This window comes from Desulfobacterales bacterium (assembly GCA_030066985.1).
In the GTDB taxonomy this organism is placed as follows: domain Bacteria; phylum Desulfobacterota; class Desulfobacteria; order Desulfobacterales; family JAHEIW01; genus JAHEIW01.
The window spans coordinates 64,869-84,828 of sequence record JASJAN010000012.1; the positions used below are offsets into that span (position 1 = coordinate 64,869).

The 19,960-nt window shown below is 51.5% G+C and carries 15 protein-coding genes; 9 read left to right on the forward strand and 6 right to left on the reverse strand.

Going from position 1 to position 19,960, the window contains the following annotated elements; genetic code table 11:
- Nucleotides 1–179: 179 nt before the first annotated feature.
- The 3 genes from QNJ26_07890 (at nt 180) to QNJ26_07900 (ending at nt 4,184) form a co-directional block, all read left to right on the forward strand.
- Nucleotides 180–1,913 (forward strand): carboxyl transferase domain-containing protein, encoded by a 1,734-nt coding sequence (locus QNJ26_07890; GenBank protein MDJ0985451.1) that lies wholly within the window; start codon nt 180–182, stop codon nt 1,911–1,913.
- A 317-nt stretch (nt 1,914–2,230) separates the two neighbouring features.
- Nucleotides 2,231–3,163, forward strand: coding sequence for a M23 family metallopeptidase (locus QNJ26_07895; protein MDJ0985452.1), 933 nt, complete (start codon nt 2,231–2,233; stop codon nt 3,161–3,163).
- Nucleotides 3,164–3,389: 226 nt separating this feature from the next.
- Nucleotides 3,390–4,184, forward strand: a complete 795-nt coding sequence (locus QNJ26_07900) for a lytic transglycosylase domain-containing protein (protein MDJ0985453.1) — start codon at nt 3,390–3,392, stop codon at nt 4,182–4,184.
- 3 nt (nt 4,185–4,187) lie between these two features.
- Here QNJ26_07900 and QNJ26_07905 read toward each other — a convergent pair whose 3' ends face one another.
- A complete protein-coding gene (locus tag QNJ26_07905) occupies nt 4,188–4,511 on the reverse strand; it encodes a hypothetical protein (protein MDJ0985454.1) in 324 nt (107 codons plus the stop codon).
- Between the two features lie 284 nt (nt 4,512–4,795).
- Between QNJ26_07905 and QNJ26_07910 the strand changes: the two genes are divergently transcribed.
- Nucleotides 4,796–5,467, forward strand: a complete 672-nt coding sequence (locus QNJ26_07910) for an HD domain-containing protein (GenBank protein MDJ0985455.1) — start codon at nt 4,796–4,798, stop codon at nt 5,465–5,467.
- Nucleotides 5,468–5,515: 48 nt separating this feature from the next.
- Here the strand turns inward: QNJ26_07910 and QNJ26_07915 are convergent, their stop codons facing one another.
- The gene (locus QNJ26_07915; protein MDJ0985456.1) at nt 5,516–6,883 is read right to left on the reverse strand and encodes a radical SAM protein; all 1,368 of its coding nucleotides are present in this window, start codon (nt 6,881–6,883) and stop codon (nt 5,516–5,518) included.
- A 334-nt stretch (nt 6,884–7,217) separates the two neighbouring features.
- Between QNJ26_07915 and QNJ26_07920 the strand changes: the two genes are divergently transcribed.
- Nucleotides 7,218–7,394 carry a hypothetical protein gene (locus QNJ26_07920; GenBank protein ID MDJ0985457.1) on the forward strand — a complete coding sequence of 59 codons (177 nt, stop codon included), beginning with the start codon at nt 7,218–7,220 and terminating at the stop codon, nt 7,392–7,394.
- Nucleotides 7,395–7,595: 201 nt separating this feature from the next.
- Here the strand turns inward: QNJ26_07920 and QNJ26_07925 are convergent, their stop codons facing one another.
- Nucleotides 7,596–9,209, reverse strand: a complete 1,614-nt coding sequence (locus tag QNJ26_07925; GenBank protein MDJ0985458.1) for a sodium:solute symporter — start codon at nt 9,207–9,209, stop codon at nt 7,596–7,598.
- 480 nt (nt 9,210–9,689) lie between these two features.
- On the opposite strand from QNJ26_07925, the gene QNJ26_07930 reads away from it, so the two are divergent.
- Nucleotides 9,690–10,166, forward strand: a complete 477-nt coding sequence (locus tag QNJ26_07930) for a DUF4124 domain-containing protein (GenBank protein MDJ0985459.1) — start codon at nt 9,690–9,692, stop codon at nt 10,164–10,166.
- Nucleotides 10,167–10,311: 145 nt separating this feature from the next.
- Here the strand turns inward: QNJ26_07930 and QNJ26_07935 are convergent, their stop codons facing one another.
- Entirely contained in the window at nt 10,312–11,550 is a 1,239-nt protein-coding gene (locus tag QNJ26_07935) for an Npt1/Npt2 family nucleotide transporter (GenBank protein MDJ0985460.1), read from the reverse strand.
- Between the two features lie 86 nt (nt 11,551–11,636).
- On the opposite strand from QNJ26_07935, the gene QNJ26_07940 reads away from it, so the two are divergent.
- Nucleotides 11,637–12,524 (forward strand): serine hydrolase, encoded by an 888-nt coding sequence (locus QNJ26_07940; protein MDJ0985461.1) that lies wholly within the window; start codon nt 11,637–11,639, stop codon nt 12,522–12,524.
- Here the strand turns inward: QNJ26_07940 and QNJ26_07945 are convergent.
- Together QNJ26_07945 and QNJ26_07950 are read right to left on the reverse strand one after the other, a co-directional pair.
- On the reverse strand, nt 12,472–13,791 hold the full coding sequence (locus QNJ26_07945; protein ID MDJ0985462.1) for a serine hydrolase: 1,320 nt from the start codon (nt 13,789–13,791) through the stop codon (nt 12,472–12,474). The genes QNJ26_07940 and QNJ26_07945 overlap by 53 nt on opposite strands.
- Nucleotides 13,788–16,718: a PEP/pyruvate-binding domain-containing protein gene (locus QNJ26_07950; GenBank protein MDJ0985463.1), complete on the reverse strand. Its 2,931-nt coding sequence runs from the start codon at nt 16,716–16,718 to the stop codon at nt 13,788–13,790. Before QNJ26_07950 ends, QNJ26_07945 begins: the two co-directional genes overlap by 4 nt.
- A 464-nt stretch (nt 16,719–17,182) precedes the next feature.
- On the opposite strand from QNJ26_07950, the gene panB reads away from it, so the two are divergent.
- Both panB and QNJ26_07960 read left to right on the forward strand, forming a co-directional pair.
- Nucleotides 17,183–18,028 (forward strand): 3-methyl-2-oxobutanoate hydroxymethyltransferase, encoded by an 846-nt coding sequence (gene panB, locus QNJ26_07955; protein ID MDJ0985464.1) that lies wholly within the window; start codon nt 17,183–17,185, stop codon nt 18,026–18,028.
- 181 nt (nt 18,029–18,209) lie between these two features.
- The gene (locus QNJ26_07960; protein ID MDJ0985465.1) at nt 18,210–19,481 is read left to right on the forward strand and encodes a hypothetical protein; all 1,272 of its coding nucleotides are present in this window, start codon (nt 18,210–18,212) and stop codon (nt 19,479–19,481) included.
- Nucleotides 19,482–19,960 lie beyond the last annotated feature (479 nt).

Genomic DNA, 19,960 nt, shown 5'->3' on the forward strand with positions numbered 1-19,960 from the left:
AAGTTTGTTCTACATTCCCCCCAAAACGGGAGAATTGAGTTAATTAAACCCGTTTGATACTTGAAGGCGAAGCGGATGTCAAGTTCAAATAGTGCACTTCTGGCCTTGACGTGCATAGATCGTTCGTATATGGAACAGTTGACAAAAATTTGGCAATATCACAGAGCTGGAGGAGGAATATGAGACCCTATTTTGAAAAAATGACAGAATTTGGACAAGAACTTAAACCCGGTCAGATTAAAAGTACCGAGGCCAGTGTTAAACAAATAAAGGAAGTCGAGGCCCAGGTGGCCGAAGCGGTTGAAAAGGTTAAAAATGCCGGTATGCCGGCAGAAAAGATCAATGCCCGCGGACAATTGACGATCTGGCAGCGCCTGGAATACCTGGTGGATCCCGGTAGCTGGAATCCCCTGCATACCCTTTACAATCCTGAGGACAACTCCGAAGGCACCACCAACGTGATCGATGGTCTGGCAAAAATATCGGGCAAATGGGCGGTGGTCATCGGTTTTGACAACAAGGTTTATGCCGGGGCCTGGTTGCCCGGACAGGCTGAAAACGTATTTCGCTGCACCGATCTGGCCAAACGGTTGAATATACCCCTGGTCTGGCTGGTCAACTGCAGTGGCGTCAAGCTCACCGAGCAGGAAAAATTTTATGCCGATCGCCGCGGCTCCGGCACCACCTTTTTCAGGCATGCCGAGCTCAACCAGGCAGCCGTACCGATCCTGGCGGCCATTTACGGCACCAACCCGGCCGGTGGCGGATACCAGGGAATCAGCCCCACTATCCTGTTTGCCCACAAAGACTGCAACATCGCAGTGGGCGGCGGCGGTATTTTAAGCGGCATGTCACCCAAAGGCTACTTTGACCTGGATGGCGCCGAGCAGTTGATTTCGGCGGCCAAGCAATTCAAGGTTGAACCGCCCGGATCCACCAAAATTCATTATGATGAAACGGGCTTTTTCCGCTATGTCTTTGAAACCGAAGAAGCGGTGTTGGACGGTATCAAAGAGTATATGAAAGATATGCCGGCCTATAATCCGAAATTTTTCCGGGTAGCAGAACCCAAAGAGCCGCGTTTTCCCCAGGAAGATCTTTATCACCTGCTGCCGTTTAATCAGAAGGCCATGTACAATTTCGACGAGATTTTGGCACGCTTAGTTGACGGCAGCGAGCACATGGAATACCGGCCCGATTATGGCCCCGAGGTATACACCGGTTTGGTTAAAGTAGACGGGTACCTCACGGGCGTCATCGGCAACCGCCAGGGATTTTTCGGTGAGGATTATCCCGAATATGCCGACTATGCCGGCATCGGGGGCAAACTCTATCGCCAGGGACTCATTAAATTGAACGAGTTTGTCACTCTCTGCGGTCGAGACCGGGTGCCCGTCATCTGGTTTCAGGACACCAGCGGCATCGATGTGGGCGATATCGCCGAAAAAGCCGAATTGCTGGGCCTGGGTCAGGCGCTGATTTATTCCATCCAGCAAACCGGTGTGCCCATGATGCTGGTGCTGCTCAGAAAAGGCACCGCTGCAGCCCATTATATCATGGGTGGACCCACGGCCAACCGCCACAATTCATTTACCATTGGCACACCCGCCACGGAAATCTACGTGATGCACGGCGAGACCGCAGCGGCGGCCAGTTTTTCGCGCCGTCTGGTCAAAGAAAAAGCAGCCGGTCGTCCGCTGGAGCCCATCATTGAAGAAATGAACAAACTGGTCAAAGAATATCACGACTATTCCAGACCTGTTTACTGTGCCCAGCACGGCATGGTGGATGAAGTGGCCAAGATGACCGAAATTCGCCAGTATCTGATGGCTTTTGCCGGTGCGGCTTATCAGAACCCGAAATCGATTTGCCCGCAGCATCAGATGTTGTTGCCGAGGATCATCAAAGGCTGAAAAGCTGTCTTTAAAATGCATCTAACACCCAAGGGCTGCGTTGAAAACCAATTCAAAATGCTCGATACTACCGTGTATGCTCCATTTTTGAATTGGTTTTCGCCTTGCCCTTGGGCGTGATCTACAATTTTAAAGACAGCTTTTACTTTAATTATATTTCTCCCGCTGCTTGATACTCAATGTGGCTCAGAAAATCCATAAAAGGAAAAAAAGCGGTTTGATGGGTCATCGGCATTGTTATTTAAAGCCCCTTCTCTTATTTGTCGCTATTCTAATTTCAACTTAGCTGATATGCTTTGTACATGAGATTTGATACTTTGAGATTATTGAAGATTATTGCCGTTCTGCTGATGGTTGGCGCAGTCGGTGCGGTGTTGCCCGGGTGTGCTGCGGCAGGCAATGAAACCACAACCGACACCCCGAATGCTGTTGCCAGACTTTCCTCGTCCGAGGTAGCCAACGGCCAGGTGACGGTTATTGAATTGGATCTGCGCGCTGCGGAACTCGATGCAAGCGGCCTGAAAGCCCGTTTTGAGCAAAACGACATTGCCCTTTTCCAGCACCCCATAAAGCCTGCCGGGGTCTATTGCGGGCTGGTCGGCATTCCGATCGGCAAAAAGCCGCAGAAAACGACTATCGAATTGGAATGGACAGACGCAGATGGCCGCCAAAACAGCCAGCGTGTTCCTTTTCAGATTGTCGAGGGCAGTTACAGAAAAGAAGCCCTGAAAGTGGCACCAAAGCATGTCAGCCCGAGCCCTAAAAATCTGCAACGCATTAAGGCCGAAAAAAAAGAGGTCCGTCGCATCTATGCCAGCAGCAGCCATACGCGCCTTTGGTATGGTAATTTTATCAAACCGCTAACCAGCAAAACCACCAGCGTCTTTGGAAACCTCCGGTTGTTCAACGGTGAGCTGCAAAGCTACCACCGGGGCACGGATTTTCGGGCTAAAACCGGCACACCGATTTATGCATCCAACTCCGGAGTGGTCCGGCTGGCCAAAAACCTGTATTTTTCGGGCAATATTGTCATCGTCGATCACGGCATGGGCATCTTCACCAACTATGCCCACCTGAGTAAAATTGACGTAGTTGCCGGTCAGCATGTGGCCAGGGGAGATCAAATCGGATTAAGCGGCGCCACCGGAAGGGTCAGCGGCCCGCACCTGCACTGGGGCGTCAAAGTGAATGGGGCTTATGTGGATCCCCTGCAGTTTATCATCGTCGTCTCGGACCTGCTCAACCCATAACCCTGCCGTCTACGATCACTTCTCAATCCGCTAATCACTCGCCCGCTAACACCCGCAACCAGGGTAAAAGAGGCAATTTTTTCTTATTAGGCCTTGCTGCAAACGAACCCGATAGCTTATAACTATTTGATTTTAAATATATTTTATATAGATATCAGATTTGGAACGGATATTGCTAATTATAGACCGATTACAACTTTAACCTCTTGATACAGTTAACTAAATTATGGCGCACAACCATCTGTTTTCGATTCAGCAACTTCACAGCCGTCAGATCCTTGGGCGTGCCAAGTCCAAGGCCAAATATGGATCAAATCACCGTATGGCTGTACAGGGCACCCATTTTAAGAACATCCTTTCTGCTGTCCAGAGCCGCACCACTGGCAGAAAATTTAAAACCCGCGGGCTGACCATAGCCGATTACCGCGCCCAAGCGGTGATCTCAAAATCACGCTTTAAACCCCAACCCGCAACACATTTTTTTGAAAACAGAATCCTGAAACCAATTCCAACCCAGCCCCCGTCAAAGGCTTTGAATCGCAAAACCCCTTTAGAGGTTAGCCGCAAAAATGAAAAAACTGAGCCCGCCATAAAGCCAGAGCCAAAAATTCAACAAACACCGCCGGTTTTAAGCAAACGCGAGCAGATCGAGCAATGTGTTCAAAAAGCGGCCGCTAAATACAGCCTGCCGCCAGCCTTGATTAAAGCGGTTATTCGGGCTGAATCCAATTTTCAGGTGGGTGCGGTTTCACGCGCTGGCGCCAGAGGATTGATGCAGCTGATGCCGGCCACCGCCAAAGAGTTGGGTGTCACCGACAGCTTTGATATCGATCAGAATATCGATGGGGGTGCCAAATATTTACGGCGCATGCTGAATCGGTTTGACGGCAATGTCAGACACGCGCTGGCGGCCTACAATGCCGGTCCCGGGACCGTCATCAAATACAATGGCCACGTCCCTTATCCCGAAACCCAACAATACATCAAGCGGGTGCTGCGATTTTCAAAACAGATGGCCTAAGAATCAGGGCACCCGGATGATATTGCCGTTTTGGCATCTTCGGTGATTGTCGCCATATGAGCGATCCGCATCAGCAAGTTGGTAGCTGAAAACAATATATCCGGTCTGGCTGGTCACTTTATGGCGTTGTTCGGGCGTCAACCAACCTTCATAGATCTTATCCTGCCGATCTTCACCCGAATCCTCATCCCAAACCGTTACATGTACTTTGCGCACATCTGCTTTGAAAATACATGTTTTTTCGTCTGCGGCGGCATCCGGGACAGAATACAGACCCGTGGCCACAACAGCAAAAATTAAGTGCAATATCAGTCGAATAGATATCATTTGTCCTCCAAAAAACGGATCTAAAGATGGCATGCGAAATTTTTGGTCACCATTTTTCAGATTGAAACAACCGCTTAAAACATAATGTGTGCGGGCTCATTAGCAAGTCATAGGGTAATTGGGAAGCCAACCACCGTCAAACACCATCCTGGCAGCACCATATTCAACCTGATGTTCACAGACCGCCCCGGGCGCTTTTTTGTTGACAGCGTCCTGCCATTCGATTATACCCCTCGTTTCGATTTTAAAAGGACCCATTTTTTCGATATCAAGGTCTTTAAATCATGTTGAACCTATTTAGCAAAGATAATTTAAAACCGTTCAGCCGTACCGGCATGCTGATTTCCAGGCTGTCCCCCATTGCAGCAGCCCTGGAAATGAAAGATCCCTACACCCGAGAGCATGGCCGGCGGGTGGCCATATATGCCCGTCGCCTGGCGCAACGCATCGGCCTGAAGGCCACTGATGTTGAGGACATCCAACTGGGCGGGCTGCTGCATGATATGGGCAAAATCGGCCTGAGCGCAAAGGTTCTTAACAATACTCACAAGCAGCTTTCCGGTGATATGATGGCTGAAGTGCGCTTGCACCCTTTGATCGGTGTGGCCGTTTTAAAGGATTTTGACCTGCCGGCAGCGGCCATCGATTGTGTCCTATATCACCATGAAAAAATCGATGGCAGCGGTTATCCCTTCGGCCTCAGAGACGAGCAGATTCCGCTGGGTGCCAAAATTGTCAGGGCTGCGGATTGTTTTGATGCCATCACAACCGATCGGCCCTATCAGCAGCGCAAAAGCTGGATCGAAGCTTTGGGGATCTTGCGTCAGATCAGCGGCACCGATCTGGATCCGGATCTGGTGGAAGCCTTCATCGCCGATATAAAGGAATGGGGGCTGGTGCACCATCCGTCCCGATTCATCTCCCTGTACAGCCCCTCAGAGTTGTCTCTATCGTAGACCACCGGGGCGATGCCCGGTTGCAGTCTCAAAAAACCCTATGCAAAATCAATTGGTCGGTGTTTTGGGAAACTCGGTTGGATAGTCTCTGTAGTAATGGGAACCCTGCCAGGCTTTTTTCAAAGAGACATTAAATTTTTTGGCGGCATAAAAGCTGTTCAAATTTTTAAGACTCAGCAAAGAGCGTAGCATCCGCATCTGGTAAGTCGGAAAAGAATACAGACGCTGTTTAATAAGATTGTTGCCAATGTAAACGGCGTCCGCATCGATACCGTTTGGCTGGTGAACAATATAAGAAAGGCGGTATTTTTCCCAATCCTGCGGAAAATCTTGGTAGACGATGCGGTTTTCCTTTTGCATCACCTCCATCAATTTGGTGCCGGGCAGCGGTGTCAGCAAGCTGATTTGAACAATATCAATGCCGGAGTGGGCGATAAAGTCCGCCAACTGCCGGTAATAGTTGGCAGATTCAAAATCATTGCCCAGGATAAAAGCGCCGTAGACGGCAATCCCATATTTGTGGAAGGTCTTGACCACCTTTTTGTAATTGTCAATTCCCAGCTTTAAATTGATGCCTTTTCGCATCCCCTTGAGGGTTTTTTCGCTGATGGCCTCAAATCCGATAAACGCGCACAGGCAACCGGCCTCCGCAGCCAGTGCCAAGAGATCCTCATCATCAGCAGAATTTATGGAGGTTTGCATCCACCATTTCTTGGATAGGCCCATACGAATCATGCCTTTGAAGAGTTCTTTGGCCCGCTCTTTGTTCTCGGCGCTCACCCCCACCAGGTTATCATCCAAAAAGGCAATCAGCTCCCCATCAATGCCGGCCAATTCATCGAGCACATCTTCGGCATAGCGTTGCCGGTAGGCTTTGCCCAGATAACGCGAGACCGAGCAAAAATCACAGTTAAACGGGCAGCCACGTGAGGTCTGAACGGAATGCCACACATAGTTGGGATTGAGCAAATCGCGCCGAGGCTTGATCTGAGGACGTGAAAAATCAACATGCGGCCCAACATATTTTTCCTGTAGCCGATTTTGTTCAAAATCTTTGATAACCGTTTCCCAGACATCCTCCACCTCGCCAATGACCACGGCGTCGGCATATTGCAGGATTTCATCCGGACACATGGAGGCGTGAATGCCCCCCATGATGACTTTGATCCCCTGCTGACGATATATCCGGGCAATTTCATAGGCCCGGGTGATGCTGCTGGTAAAGGCCGTGATACCCACCAGATCGGCTGGTTCAAATGTCAATTCCTCAAAATTTTCATCGGCGATCTGAACCTCCCAATTCGAGGGCGTGACAGCGGCAACGTAGGACAAGCCCAGCGGCGGAAAGGTTGAAAAGGGGCTCAGGAGATAGCCGCTCCTACGTTTTACAGGATTGATCAGTAATAGTTTGTTCATTATCGATTCAGTTTGCTACAGGATGCCTTATTGACCAAGCGGTGGCGCCAAAAATCTCAGCCGATGAAAAGGGGGCAATCACCGACGGTTGCCCCTGGTTACCCTTCGCATAAAACCGTAACACAGTCAACGCGGATATCGTTAAAAAAGAGGCTCGCTGATTAAATGCGTTATCTGCCGCCGCCAGTCGCGGTTCAAATAGTCAGCGCGTAAGTCGGCGGTAGCGCTAATTTACAAAAGCCATTTCGTGCTTACCATTTTTGGTGTTAGCGGTATTTGTCACCATCACCGATAGGACATATTTGCGACTGCTTAAAAAAGGACGGCTTCAAAAATGAACGATGTGAAACATAAAGATGAACATGATGCAGAATTGGATTGTGAGGTCACTGTGTTCGAAGGCGCCCACAACACCTGTGATCAAACCGAAGGGGACGACCCCAAAAATCAGACGGCTGATAAAGCAAGCCCTTCAAATGAAGCGCCTATTAAGGATAATTATAATATCTAAAGCCGTATTGGGCTGTTTTGCCGGTTTGAGAATTCAAAGTCACCAATCACCATCGGGGCATTCCTTTGCCGGATTATTGGAGGATTGAAGTAGCCTACTCCGCCGAAGTAGCTTGGCTACGAAGGCTGGATTGGAGCGCTGGGTAGTGCGCGCATTCCTTTAGTACTCCATTACTCCAGCACTTCAATACGCCAATCCCAACTACCCATATGTCAGAAACACCAGAAACGCCAATATCCCGGCCGCATACAGCGCCAGGACGATATAATAACGCCCCCAACGCTCCTGCCAGGTTTCGGCGGTGCGACGCTTGCGCTCAAACAAGGTGCCTTTCAACTGGTCTGGATCCGGTTTGGCAAAGGCCAGACTGATCAGGTATCCCATCAGGTAGGCGGTAAAAAAGCCGATCACATTCCACCACAACCATGAAATCTTGGGGGCATAGCGCCACAATAAAAGGTTAACCACAAACCCGAGGATCAACCCACCCGTTGCGCCCTGACCGTTGATGCGCCGTGTCAGCATACCCATTAGAAATACCGCCAGCAAGGGCCCGTTTAGCAACGACCCGATTTTGTTGATGGATTCAACGATCGTGTCGGAGATGTCCCCCACAAAAAACGCAAAAAACAAACACACCGACCCCCAGAATACGGTCAGCAATTTGGACACGATCAGCTCCTTGCGACCCGACAGGTCCAATTTTAAATAACGCTTGACAACATCCTGCATGCTCAGCGCTGAGAGGGCATTTAGGGTGGAGTCTAAAGAAGACATCGCTGCGGCAAACAACCCCACCATGACCAGTCCGATCAGACCGTGGGGAAAGTGCCGCAAAACGAAAACCGGCACCGCCACATTATAGTTGGGTTCACCCGTGTCAGTTAACGGCAATGCGGTCAAAAAGTCCGGTTGCAGCAGGACGTAGGCCCCCAGACAAAGACCCAGAAAGCAATAGGAAAAAACCAGCGGAAAGCGCATCATGCCGTCTAAAAACAGGGCCCGGTTGGTATCTGCCACGCTGCGGGTGGACAGCTCCCGCTGGGCCTGGGTCTGGTCACAACCGTAATAGGAAAGGTATAAGAAAAACCCGCCAAACAGCATCGGCCAGAAAGAAAATGTCTGGCCATCCCCCAGGCCGTGACTGCTGAAATTAACCGCCCGCAATCGGGCCGGCTGGTCCAAAACGATGGACAGGCCACCCGTCAGATGAAGCGCCATCGCAATCGCTGCCAAAATGGCGCCAAACAGCACCACAATTTGAATCACATCCGACCAGATCACCGCCTTCATACCGCCGAGCACATCATAGACAATCGTAATGCCGCCCAGCATCAACACGGCTGCCCAAAACGGCAGGTTGAGGCAAAGCATAAGGACCAGTGAGATGCCGTAAACCGTTACGCCGGTACCAAAGGCACGAATAAATTGAAAAAAGAGGCTGACAATAATGCGGGTGCGGGCATCAAAACGCTTTTCCAGGTAGGCGTATACCGAAATCAGATTCATGCCCCTGAGCAGTGGAAAGATCAGCGCCATTAACACGATCATGGCCAAGGGCAACGCCAGCTCAAATTGCAGCCAGATGAGCCCGCCGCCGGCCGCAAAGGCCACGAAAGCCGGGGCACCCAGCAGGCTGTTGGTCGAACACTGGGTGGCCATGGTGGACAGCGCAATGGGCAAAGGCGCGGTGTCGTTGCCACCCAAATAGTAATCGCGATCGGATTTTTGGCCGCGTGCCAAATAAAAGCTTAAACCGATCATCCCTATCAGGTAGACAATGATAATGGCCCAGTCGAAAGCATTGAGGGTCATGGCATTTTTCTTTTTAAGAATAAGAATTGGTAAAAGATGAATTGTGTGTTCAGGCTAAACTTTAATGATTGAAGGCCTGGTTGTATGCTAATCAGATCGCTGCGTGAATAATCAGCGACTGAATCGCGCAAACTCATGCACAAAGGGGCGTAACAAAAGTACAGCATTCAAATCTAAAATGACCGTTTCACTGCAAGATCAACAGTGGATCCATCAGTTGCTGGGAGGTTATGGGCTGTGCTTTCGCAACGCCCCCTAATGCATTCAAACAGTACGCGATCTCGCTGCGGATAATTCACTCCGCTATTAGCAAGGGCTTGAATAGAATGCCACCTCTAAAACTAAGAAAGTCACGTTTATTTTCAAGTAAACTCCTCGTAAAATTTGACAGGAAAGACCAGATTTGTCATCATTTAATGGTAAGCATCAGATGGCCAGCGCAATAAGGCCGTTTATTTAAACAAAATTTTTGGAGATGGAATGAAGACCATCGCTGTTGTTATTATATTCATCATAAGTGCGCTAATCAGTTCCGGCGTGCAGGCCGAAATTTATTCCTGGACCGATGAAAACGGTGTCAAACACTTCAGCCACACCCCACCGCCCGAGCGGTCGATTCCCGTTGAAAGTGCTCCTGAAATCAAATCCGACACCACCGAATATGAGATCCAGGAAATCATAAACGAAAACAACATTGAAGCCATCATCAAACAGATGGATAAAGCGGATACCGCCTCGCCACCCAAGGCAACAGCATCCAATAAACCGCCGTCCCGCCAGGAGCGGATCAATTCGGAAGCGGAAAAACTGCAGGAAAAAATTGCCTGGTTGGAACAGCTCCCACCGGAAGCGTATACGAATATGCGCAGCAAACAGGCCATTATCGGCCGCTATCAATACCGATTAAAGCAGCTGCAGTCGGACCCGGACGTATATTTTAGGGAATATGGGAATTAAATCTTAAAAAAATAGGTGTCAGGTGTTCCGCCGCAGGCGGATTCAGGTGCCAGCCCTTTTGTTCGTACCTGAAACCTGCTGACCTCTGTCTTCTGATCTCTGACCTCTGTCATCTGTCCTCTGACGTCTGTCCTCTGTATTGAACTTAGGAACCCGCCGCCTCGCAGGCCACCTGATAATCGATGCGCAGCACAAAAATAATGGTGATCCAGACGGCGCAGATGGAAATGGTAAACCAGCTCAGCTGGGGTACGCTGAGGGTAAAAGGCAGCCATTGGGTGAACAGCAGGATGACCACCGAGCCGGACACCTTAAACAGACGGTAGCCGAACATGTCGATCCAAGCTTTGGCCTGGTAGATCAGGACGGAATCGATGGGCACATACAGCAGCTCTTTGGAGGCGCGGTTGATGGAATAGGAAAGGGCCCGATCGCTGATTTTGGTAGCGCCGCTGAAAAATAGCGTTGATTGCAGAAAAAAGCACCACGAAAAAATAAACATCATCAGCGGCTGGACCAGCAACCCGGCGATCGCTCCCAGGTAGCGATGCACCAGGGGTGTTATGCCCAGGTTGACAGCAATTGACATAATGCCCAATATACTGAAAAACAATGATAAAAAAGCCGTACGGGCTTCACGGTCCGGGTATGCGATTTCGACGGTGTTTAAAAACTGATACTCCACCAGCGGCGAGGCCAACTGCGCCAGCAACAGAATGGCGGCAATCAGCAGTAAATAGCGGCTGTGACCCAGAATACGCCAGCCGCCGCTGGCCTTTTGGTGCGGGCGCACCACATGCTCCACTTCACAGTAAATGCCCACACGCCCCATCATCCAGGTCAGCGCAAAGATGGTGCTGATGATGCCCGCGCCGGTCAGCAGCAGGTCCGGGGTCTGCAGCGGTGTGTGTTTGATGAGCATGGCCGATACCCAGCCGCCGACCACACCGCCAACCAAACCACCGGTACCCACCAGCCCGTACCAGGATTTGCCCTCATGGGTGGTGTATACCGAGTTGGTTAGGCTCCAGAATTGTTCGACCAGCACCACGCCCAGCATATCGACAAAAACATAAAAACAAGCCGATGCAATGGGGCCGGGGGAATGGAGCAGAAAGCGAAAAATGACCAATAAACCGCTGATAGTCAGACAGGTGCCCAGCACCACGTGGATCCGGCTGTGGCGCTCGACCAGCCGGTGATAATAGGTGATAAATGCGCCCATGGATACGGCGGTGGCAATCCAGATGTAGGGCAGACGCTCAGATCCCAGGGTTTCAATAAACAACGAGCGGCTGGCCGGTTTGAGCTGATAAAGGGCCATAATAATGAGAAAAAAATTAATAAACAAAAATACCGCTCGCGCCCCCAGGGTACGCAACATTGAATATCGGGCTTCACATTCGGCCGAAAAGTCATTATTTGTATTTTGTGCTTGCATTTTTTAGATAATAAGTAATAATTACCATTATGGATAGGCTGAAACAATTATTGGCGCTGATCTTATTTGTTCTGTTTTGTGCTAGCCTCACGAGTGCACAGTCTCAGGAAGCACACTGGACGCAAAGCTGCGATCCCCGGCTGCAAAAAGCACTGGATCAGCGCATCAACGCCCTCAAACTGGACGGCGCCACCGAGGATAAAAACCTCAGCATTGTGGTCGTCGATATCACCGATCTGTCCGATCCCCGCATGGCCTACATCAATCCCAATGAAATGATGTATGCCGCCAGTTTACCCAAAATTGCCATCCTTCTGGGCGCCTTTGAAAAAATCGCCGCCGGTGAAATGACCCTCGACGATGAAACCATGGAAAAACTCAAACTGATGATCCGGCGCTCGTCTAACTCAGCCGCATCCGAGATGCTCGATCGCGTTGGGATCGACTATCTGGCCGAATTGCTGCAATCACCGCGTTACCGCCTGTATGATCCTGAAAAGGGCGGCGGCATCTGGGTTGGCAAAGAATACGGCAAGGCCCCGGCCCGCAGACGTGATCCGCTCCACAATCTTTCCCACGGCGCCACCGCCTTGCAGGTGGCCCGCTTTTATTACCTGCTAGAAACCGGCCAGCTGGTCTCACCGCAACTGAGCCAACTCATGAAAGCCATTCTGGCGGAATCCGAAATCGAGCACAAATTTGTCAAAGGCCTCAAATCCGTGCAGCCGGATTCAGAGATATACCGCAAATCCGGTACCTGGGGTCCCTACCACTCTGACAGCGCCATCATCGAACATGACGGTCGTCGTTATATTGCCGTCGCTTTGGCCAAAAGCCGTCATGGCGAAAAATGGCTTCAGAAGCTCATTGTGGCGCTTGATGAGGTTGTTTGCCAGACGGAGACGAACCAGAACTAAATTTTCCCACCTTATAGTACTTTTCCAGCATACGATGAATCCGCGTAGCCAACGTTTGATGCACCACAGCTGAATTTTTGCGCAAGACATTCGACATGACCACTACCATATAATACAACTGCCGCTGATCGGCCGGTGCCTCGATAATGGCCACCGAGTTAAGCATATTGATGACGTTGCCGTGGTATTTTTTACACTCAAAACCAGGCTCAGCTTTGCATTTATACAGTGAACCGGATTTAAAGTAGACCGCCGATTTGGCCAGCGCCGGTGCCGAAGCATAGCGGATGCGCCGCTGGGTCATATACAGCAGACGCTTGATTTCACGGCTGGAAAAAGCATCCACCAGTTTGCCCTGCTCAAGCTTGATCAGCCAGCGCATCAGTTCCTGCGGTGTGCCATAACTCGTGGTGCCCGGCACCAGGCGCTTGCCTTTCCAGGTAAAGAAGGACCCCTGGCGCAGCTGCTCCAGATCCAGCCCGCTGCGCGTCACCGGGTCCTGCAGTGCCCGTGACAGCAGGGCGGCCAGCTCTTTCTTAGACGTCTCCTTAAAAAATTGCTGGGCCTCGGCTTCGGAGACCGGATAGGCCGGCCCGAAGTGAACCAGCAGCATCACATGTTTTAAGACCATGCTGGCGGCTGCATTGGAGCTGGCCGACAGCATCCAGTCCAGATAGGTGTAAAGGCTGGCCTGATCACCGATCTTGATTTTGGGATAGCGCACGCGCGCATTGCCCGGCTGCCAGACCGGCACGATGTGATGATCGGATTGAATGAATTCATCGGCGGTAATCACCGTGTTGCGCAATATCGCCAGACGGGCATCGATATCATCCGGATACACATCCGCCAGGGCCTGAAAAACGCCCATGGCAATCAAAATTTTACCCACGCTGCCCGGATTGGCCCTGGCGGTGCTGCGGTGTTCGGCATAGCGGGGCTGCTCAAGGTTGCTTAAATCCAGCACCGCCACTGCATAGCGATCTGCTTCCGCCCCCAATAAACGTTGCACCGCTTCAGCAAACTCAGCATCAGGCGGCGGGATCGTAAAATCAGATCTGGCCGCCAGGCGGATGTCCACCTGATCGGTGGACAGCAGCGCACCGGGGGGTTGTTTGGGCGCCCTCACCTTGCCTTCCATCGCCAGGCGATAGGCTTCCACGCGGGCAATGCCGGTATATTCGTAGCCATCCAGAGGATAGGCCCAGCAGGTGGCAGCACCAATAAAACCCATCAAGCAAGCAACCGTGGTGAGAAATATTTTCATCTTTGCACCTCTGGTGGGATGTCGTCCAAGTTAACCCTTTTGGTGTGATTTTGTGCCAGACGACTGTCCAAGTTGTTTAGAAAAAGATTTTGCCGGGCCCGGGCACTTTCCAAAAAAGGTCGAATCTGAAAGAGCATCAGATGATTCTGGTAAAAACCGAACTCGATATCGGCCGGCACCGGTCGGCCCTGGGCGTCCTGCAGTTTCGGGAACCGTTTGGGCACTGAGCGGGCAAAATCCATCAAATGCCGGATTTCGGCCTCACTGAGCAGGGCCGGTGTCCCACTGGCTGAAATCTTTGATACACCGCCTTCATCTGAGAGCACCCGTTTATACGGATCGGTGGCATGCGCCAGAAGGCGGATACCGCCGTTTTGCATGTCGATCTTGAGCTCTTCGGCGGTTTGCCCCGATACCGCTCCGCCAACCCCTTCATTAATCGCCACAGTCAACCATCCCGGCTGCCCGTTTTCGATATCAGCGGTCACCAGCACGCCGGATTTTTCAACCGGCACGCTTTTCATCAACAGGACGGAAGCATAAACATGTTCCGGGCTGTCCATATAGGCCTGACGCCATCGAAAGGCGCGCTCAGAAAACGGAGAGGCCCACACCCGCTGGATGGCAGCCATGATCTTGTCAAACCCCACCACATGGGGCACGGTCAGGTTGAGACCCGCGCCGGTAAACCCCGGCAAATCTTCAACGTTGGTGTCGCTGCGCACAAATACGCCATAGGACCCATCCGGGCCCAGGGTCTCTTGCAGGGCGTTGCGCAGCTGGTTGCGAAAATCTTCACCCGGGTCCAAATTCACAATCCAGTGGCGAATGGTCTCCAAAAATTGTTGCGTCACCTGATCCTGTCTTTGGGGATCGCCTTTGAGGCGCTGCATAATTTTATATTGATCCTGCATCCAGCGAAAAGCGGAAATGCCGCCGGGCTCGATGGGTTGCTCGAGCAATTGCCGGTAAAATCCAAAAGGGATCACCAGCCCGCCGGCGACGGCTTCGGGAAAATAATGTTTAAGTTCTCCCAGATTGGCCGCTTTGGGACCGCAAATTCGACCCGAATCGGTGCTGCGCAGCGTATCCAGGGAACGCAGCCGGCTGGTTTTCAGATCTAATTTTTTGAGATCCGGCCGAATCAATAAATCCTTCGGGCCTTTTTCCACATTAAAGGTGGCATCCCACTGCGGGCCGTCGAGGGCCAACTGGACGATCCCGCGCGGACTGACGGCTAACACCACCTGCTGGTCGGCCATGGATTGGATCAGGGGCAGCCATTTGGGGTCAATGGCCACATTGGGAATACCCAGATTGCGGGCCAGCAACTGAACATGGGATAAGATATTGCCTTCGCCGGTGGTCAATATACCGGCAACCGGGGGCAAATCCTCTGTGGTTGAAGGCAGCACATAAATGCCTTTGGCATCAAATTTGGCGGGGGCTTTGCCCGCGGGCGATACTTTAAGCCTCCCGCGTGCCAGACCCGGATTTAAGCCTCTGAGCCCCGTATCGGCCGGCTGGCCGAAAATAAAATTACGGATACCCAGCTGCCGATTGGCATCGGAAATCAGGCTTTCGAGCACCGCAGCATAGGACAGCAACAAGCTGCCGCGCAGGCGGTCGTGTACGTAGCGAAGACTGAGTGGCTCGATGGTGGCCAGATGCGCCACGGTCTCTCCCAGGTGATATCGCAGGGTGCGGTCGGCCCATTCGGGCATGCGCGCCGTATATTGCAGCTCGGCCTTATAGTCGATCAACTGGGGGTCTGCCTGCATCAGCCGACGAAGATTTTGCATTAACGCCTGTTGCTGGCGCGCAGATATCATGCCGATGCCATAAAGCCCGTCGGCATATTTGATCAGCCAGGAAAGCCTCTGGCGCCGGGTGGCCTCAGCCAGCTGGGCGATCATGATATCGCCCATGCGAAACAACTCGCCCTCCAACAGGATACTGGCATCCAAAACAGCCAGCATCTGTTCGGCCTTACCGGCTTTGGCAAGATTATCACGCAACATGGCCAGCAAAAGGCTGGCGGCTAAAAAACGATCCCGGTCATCATTTTGGGGCGCAAGCCGGCTGGCCGTTTGCATCAGCGATTTGGCAAATGAGGCATTGTTGACCGTTTTGGCCAGGGCTTCAATTTCTTTTTGAATCTCGCGGGCTTTAAACACCTGCTCAATGATATCGGCCAAATGGGCGTAGTCCTCGGTCAGCTCCTGTTTTCCCTGTCGGGCAGCGTATTCTTTAACTTTTTGGGCATCTGCCAGCTCCGGATGAACATGCAACTTGATACGCAGGGTTTCAAAATCAGGATCTTTTTCGGCCAAAGTGCGTGAAAGCTGCCGCATCTCGGTAATCGGCGCGCCCTGGCGGCCATGGGGAATAAAGCGTACCGCTTCGCGCAGCACCATAAACCGATTTTCGCGCCATTGCGCATCGGAAACCATTGCCAGCAATAGCTCGCGCCCGGCGCGGGTCTCGTCTTCGGTTTGCAGCGCACCGCGGTAATAACGGGCGCGGCGGAAAATCCAGCCATTATCGGCTTCAATCAGAAATTGTTCCAGAACCATGTGTTTGACGATCTCCACGTGCCGGGAGTCCTGCAAAAATTCGTCAGCACGCACATCAGCAAAAACGTTGGCGATATAGTAACCATTTTCCCGTAAGACCTTGACGCGATCGTTCCATTCGCCGTGCTGCACCCCGCCGCCGCGCTCGCTGCAGGCATATTCTTTGGGCAGCTGAATCGTTCCGTCATTACAAAACCAGCGAATATGCTTAAAGGGTCCACGGGAAGCGGTCTTCATCTTCTGCACCCAGCTGTGCAGGGTAGCTTCATCCGGCGTCGCGGCTACCGCAGTGGCCAACGAGAGCGCCAGCAGGCTTAAGCAAACGATTCCGGTAACCCATTGCTTTTTCATGGTGGTAGTATCCTATTTAATTAAAGATGTGAAAATTCCAACAGTTGGCAAAAGAGATAAACTCTAATCTAATACCGAGCCGTCTGTCAAGAAAGGGGGCTTGGTAAACATTTTCAGCCAAAATAGTTAAAGTTCAAAAGCCATGCCACATATCAGTGTTTTTGGCATTAAGGTCGACTCAGACACAAGCTCGATGCAATCTGCTGTTATGACATACCTTTCAATCGGCGCGGGGTTTCACAACGGCTGCTGCGATCAGATCTTCGTTTGAACTCTGATGACCGCTAGGGGCAAATCCCTTATCTTTGCCCAGCGCAACGGCAAATGCCCCAGTATGGCAATATTTCTATAAATCTATTCATGATTGCACTTCAATTGATTGTATGCCAAAATTAAAAAGCGAGCGACCGGCAAATGCCGAAAGGTATCAAACGATTACAACCACCAGTCAAAGGAGGCCGCAGATGGCAAAGAAAAAAATGATTCATGACTTTTTGCGGATGAAGCAGGAGGGCGATAAAATCACCTTTTTGACCGCCTATGATTTTCCAACCGCTCAATTTGCCGAAACCGCCGGTCTGGATATGCTGCTGGTGGGTGATTCGCTGGGGATGTGCGTCTATGGGTATTCGGGGACCGTGCCGGTGGTCATGGACCAGTGCATCTATCATTGTGAGGCGGTACGGAGGGGCGCGCCCGGCACCTTTATCGTGGGGGACATGCCGTTTATGTCCTATCAAAGCTCCCTTGAAAAAGCGGTTGAAAACGCCGGCCGCTTTTTAAAAGAGGCCGGCTGTGATGCCATCAAACTCGAAGGCGGTGTGCGGGTGGTGCCGCAGATCAGAGCCATTGTAGAAGCCGGTATTCTGGTTATGGGTCATATCGGTCTCACACCCCAGAGTTCGGGTCAGCTTGGGGGCCACAAGGCCCAGGGACGCACCCTGGAGACCGCCAGCATCGTCGTGCAGGATGCGGTGGCGGTCCAGGAGGCCGGCGCTCAGATGATTCTACTGGAAGCCATCCCACCGGAGGTGGCCGCTTATATCACGCAAAAATTAACCATCCCGGTGCTGTCCATTGGGGCGGGGCCGGACTGTGACGGCCAGCTGCTGATCGTATCCGATATGATCGGCCAGTTTCAGGCCTTCACACCCAAGTTTGTCAAAAAATATTGCAACGTCGCTGATGTGGTCACCAACGCCATGAAAGAATATGTGGCTGAGGTTAAAGCCGGAAAATTTCCCGAAGATGATCATTGCTACCACATGATTTCCGGCGAGAAAGAAAAGTTCGACGCGGAATTCAAATAATCGGTTGGCCGGTTGCCGGTTGAGCCGGTTAGGCCCGTAAAGAAAGAAACACTGATTTACAACCAACCGGCTAACGGGCACAACGGGCAAACGGGCTCAACCCGTTAACCCGCATGCACACACGTTTAGATTTGTGGGAAATATATTTAATTGAACTCCAAATAACATGGAGGATTAAATCATGTCCGATTTAAGAGGTTTGCTGAACATAGCCGACAGCCGCCTGGCGGAGATCAACGCCCTGTTGACCGATCCGGGCAATGAGCTCGTCAACGAGTTGCTGGCGGTCATCGAATCTTTCGGTGGCCCGCAGGAAATCAACCGCAAGGCGCAGGAAGCCGCCAAACTCGACAATTTAATGGCCGGCCTGCAGGAAGCCAAATCCCCCTATGTCGCTGACTTAAACTGGTTGATCGAACAACGCGACAACGGGGCCTTTATATCCATGGCGGACTATTATCAGCGTGTCCTGGGCGATAAGGCCAAAGCAGCCGATATTAACCAGAAAAATGCGGTCACCCTGGAAGTCAGTGCCCTGCAGTACTTTCCCTGGTTGATCACCGAAGCTCGCCGCAGCATTGAAAAAGGGGAATTGATGCCCGGCCGCTTTATTCGGGTGCGTAATATGGCCGAGCAGGAAACCGACAACGGGGATGTCATGGCCGTGGCAGCCGCCATGCAGATCATCGGCGCCACCTATGTTGAAACCCTGGACACCAAAGGCACCGATGGCTCCAACGTGCACCTGGGCGGCCCGGAGACCATTACCGGTTATTTTGGGGGTGTGGGACAGCCCAACGAATATCCCATCAAATGGGTCCAGGAATATCTTAAATTTTACACCACCTATGGTGTACAGCAGGTGCTCAACATCAACCCGGGTACCGTGCTGGTGGGATATTTGCTGCACAAGCTGGGGGTCAACAATGAATTTAAGATTTCGGTCTTTATGGGCAATGACAATCCTTTTTCAATCCTGTGGACTCTGACCACCGCCCGGCTGTTTTCACGCGAGGACGGCACCACCTCTTTGATCGGATTCAACCTGTCCAATTCAGCCAACAACGACACCATCCGCAAGGCCGACGCCATTCGCAAGGCCCTGGGTCTGGAGGATGTCGTGCGCTTCGAGCATCATATCACCGAAACCTGGAAGTCCATTGTGCGCCAGCCGTATAACCGCAGAGACGAGCTGGTTGAAATTGCGCAGGAAGTGCCCAACATATCGGCCAAACATGAAGGCGGTGAAGTCGAAATCGAGCAGAAGCTGGACCATCCATCCGACATTCTGGATTATTTTATGGCCAAAAGCGACGTCGAAGCCCAGGGATTGATGCCGGCCCTCGAACAAAATTATATCGAAAAGCACCGCTCCACGAATCTGACCGCCGACGCCCTGACCCGCGCCGGCATCGGCGTGGTGTGTGCCACCGAACTTCACAAAACCGACTAAATTGAGCGTTTCAAATTAAAAATATAGAGAATACGTTTTTTAAAGGAATTCTATCGATTTAATATTTTTAATTTGAAACCCTAAGGGGGCTTGCCGATCTTACTGCATCTACTGTGTTAGATGTCGTCCCGCATAGTATTACTATAGCGGAACGCCATCTGCCGTGTAGTTGCAGCAACCTCGACAATCGCTCAATTAAGTTTGAAAAAGCCGAAAAAAACTTCTCATACAAACCCGCCCGCCTCGCCTTGCTCGCATGGCGGGCGTGGGGCGCTAAGCTCACAAAAAATTCTTAAGATAAAATAAGCTTTTAGCGGCTTTGCAGCTTTGGCCCATCTTCAGACGGTCGCGGAATACATTATACACAACTTCGTGCCCCTTTGTGTGCTTCGTGGTGAAAAACCCATCCAGAAAAAGCAACCAGTGAGATAACCTCCAATTTGACATAAATCAAAGCCTCTGATACCCATTTTGCCCTA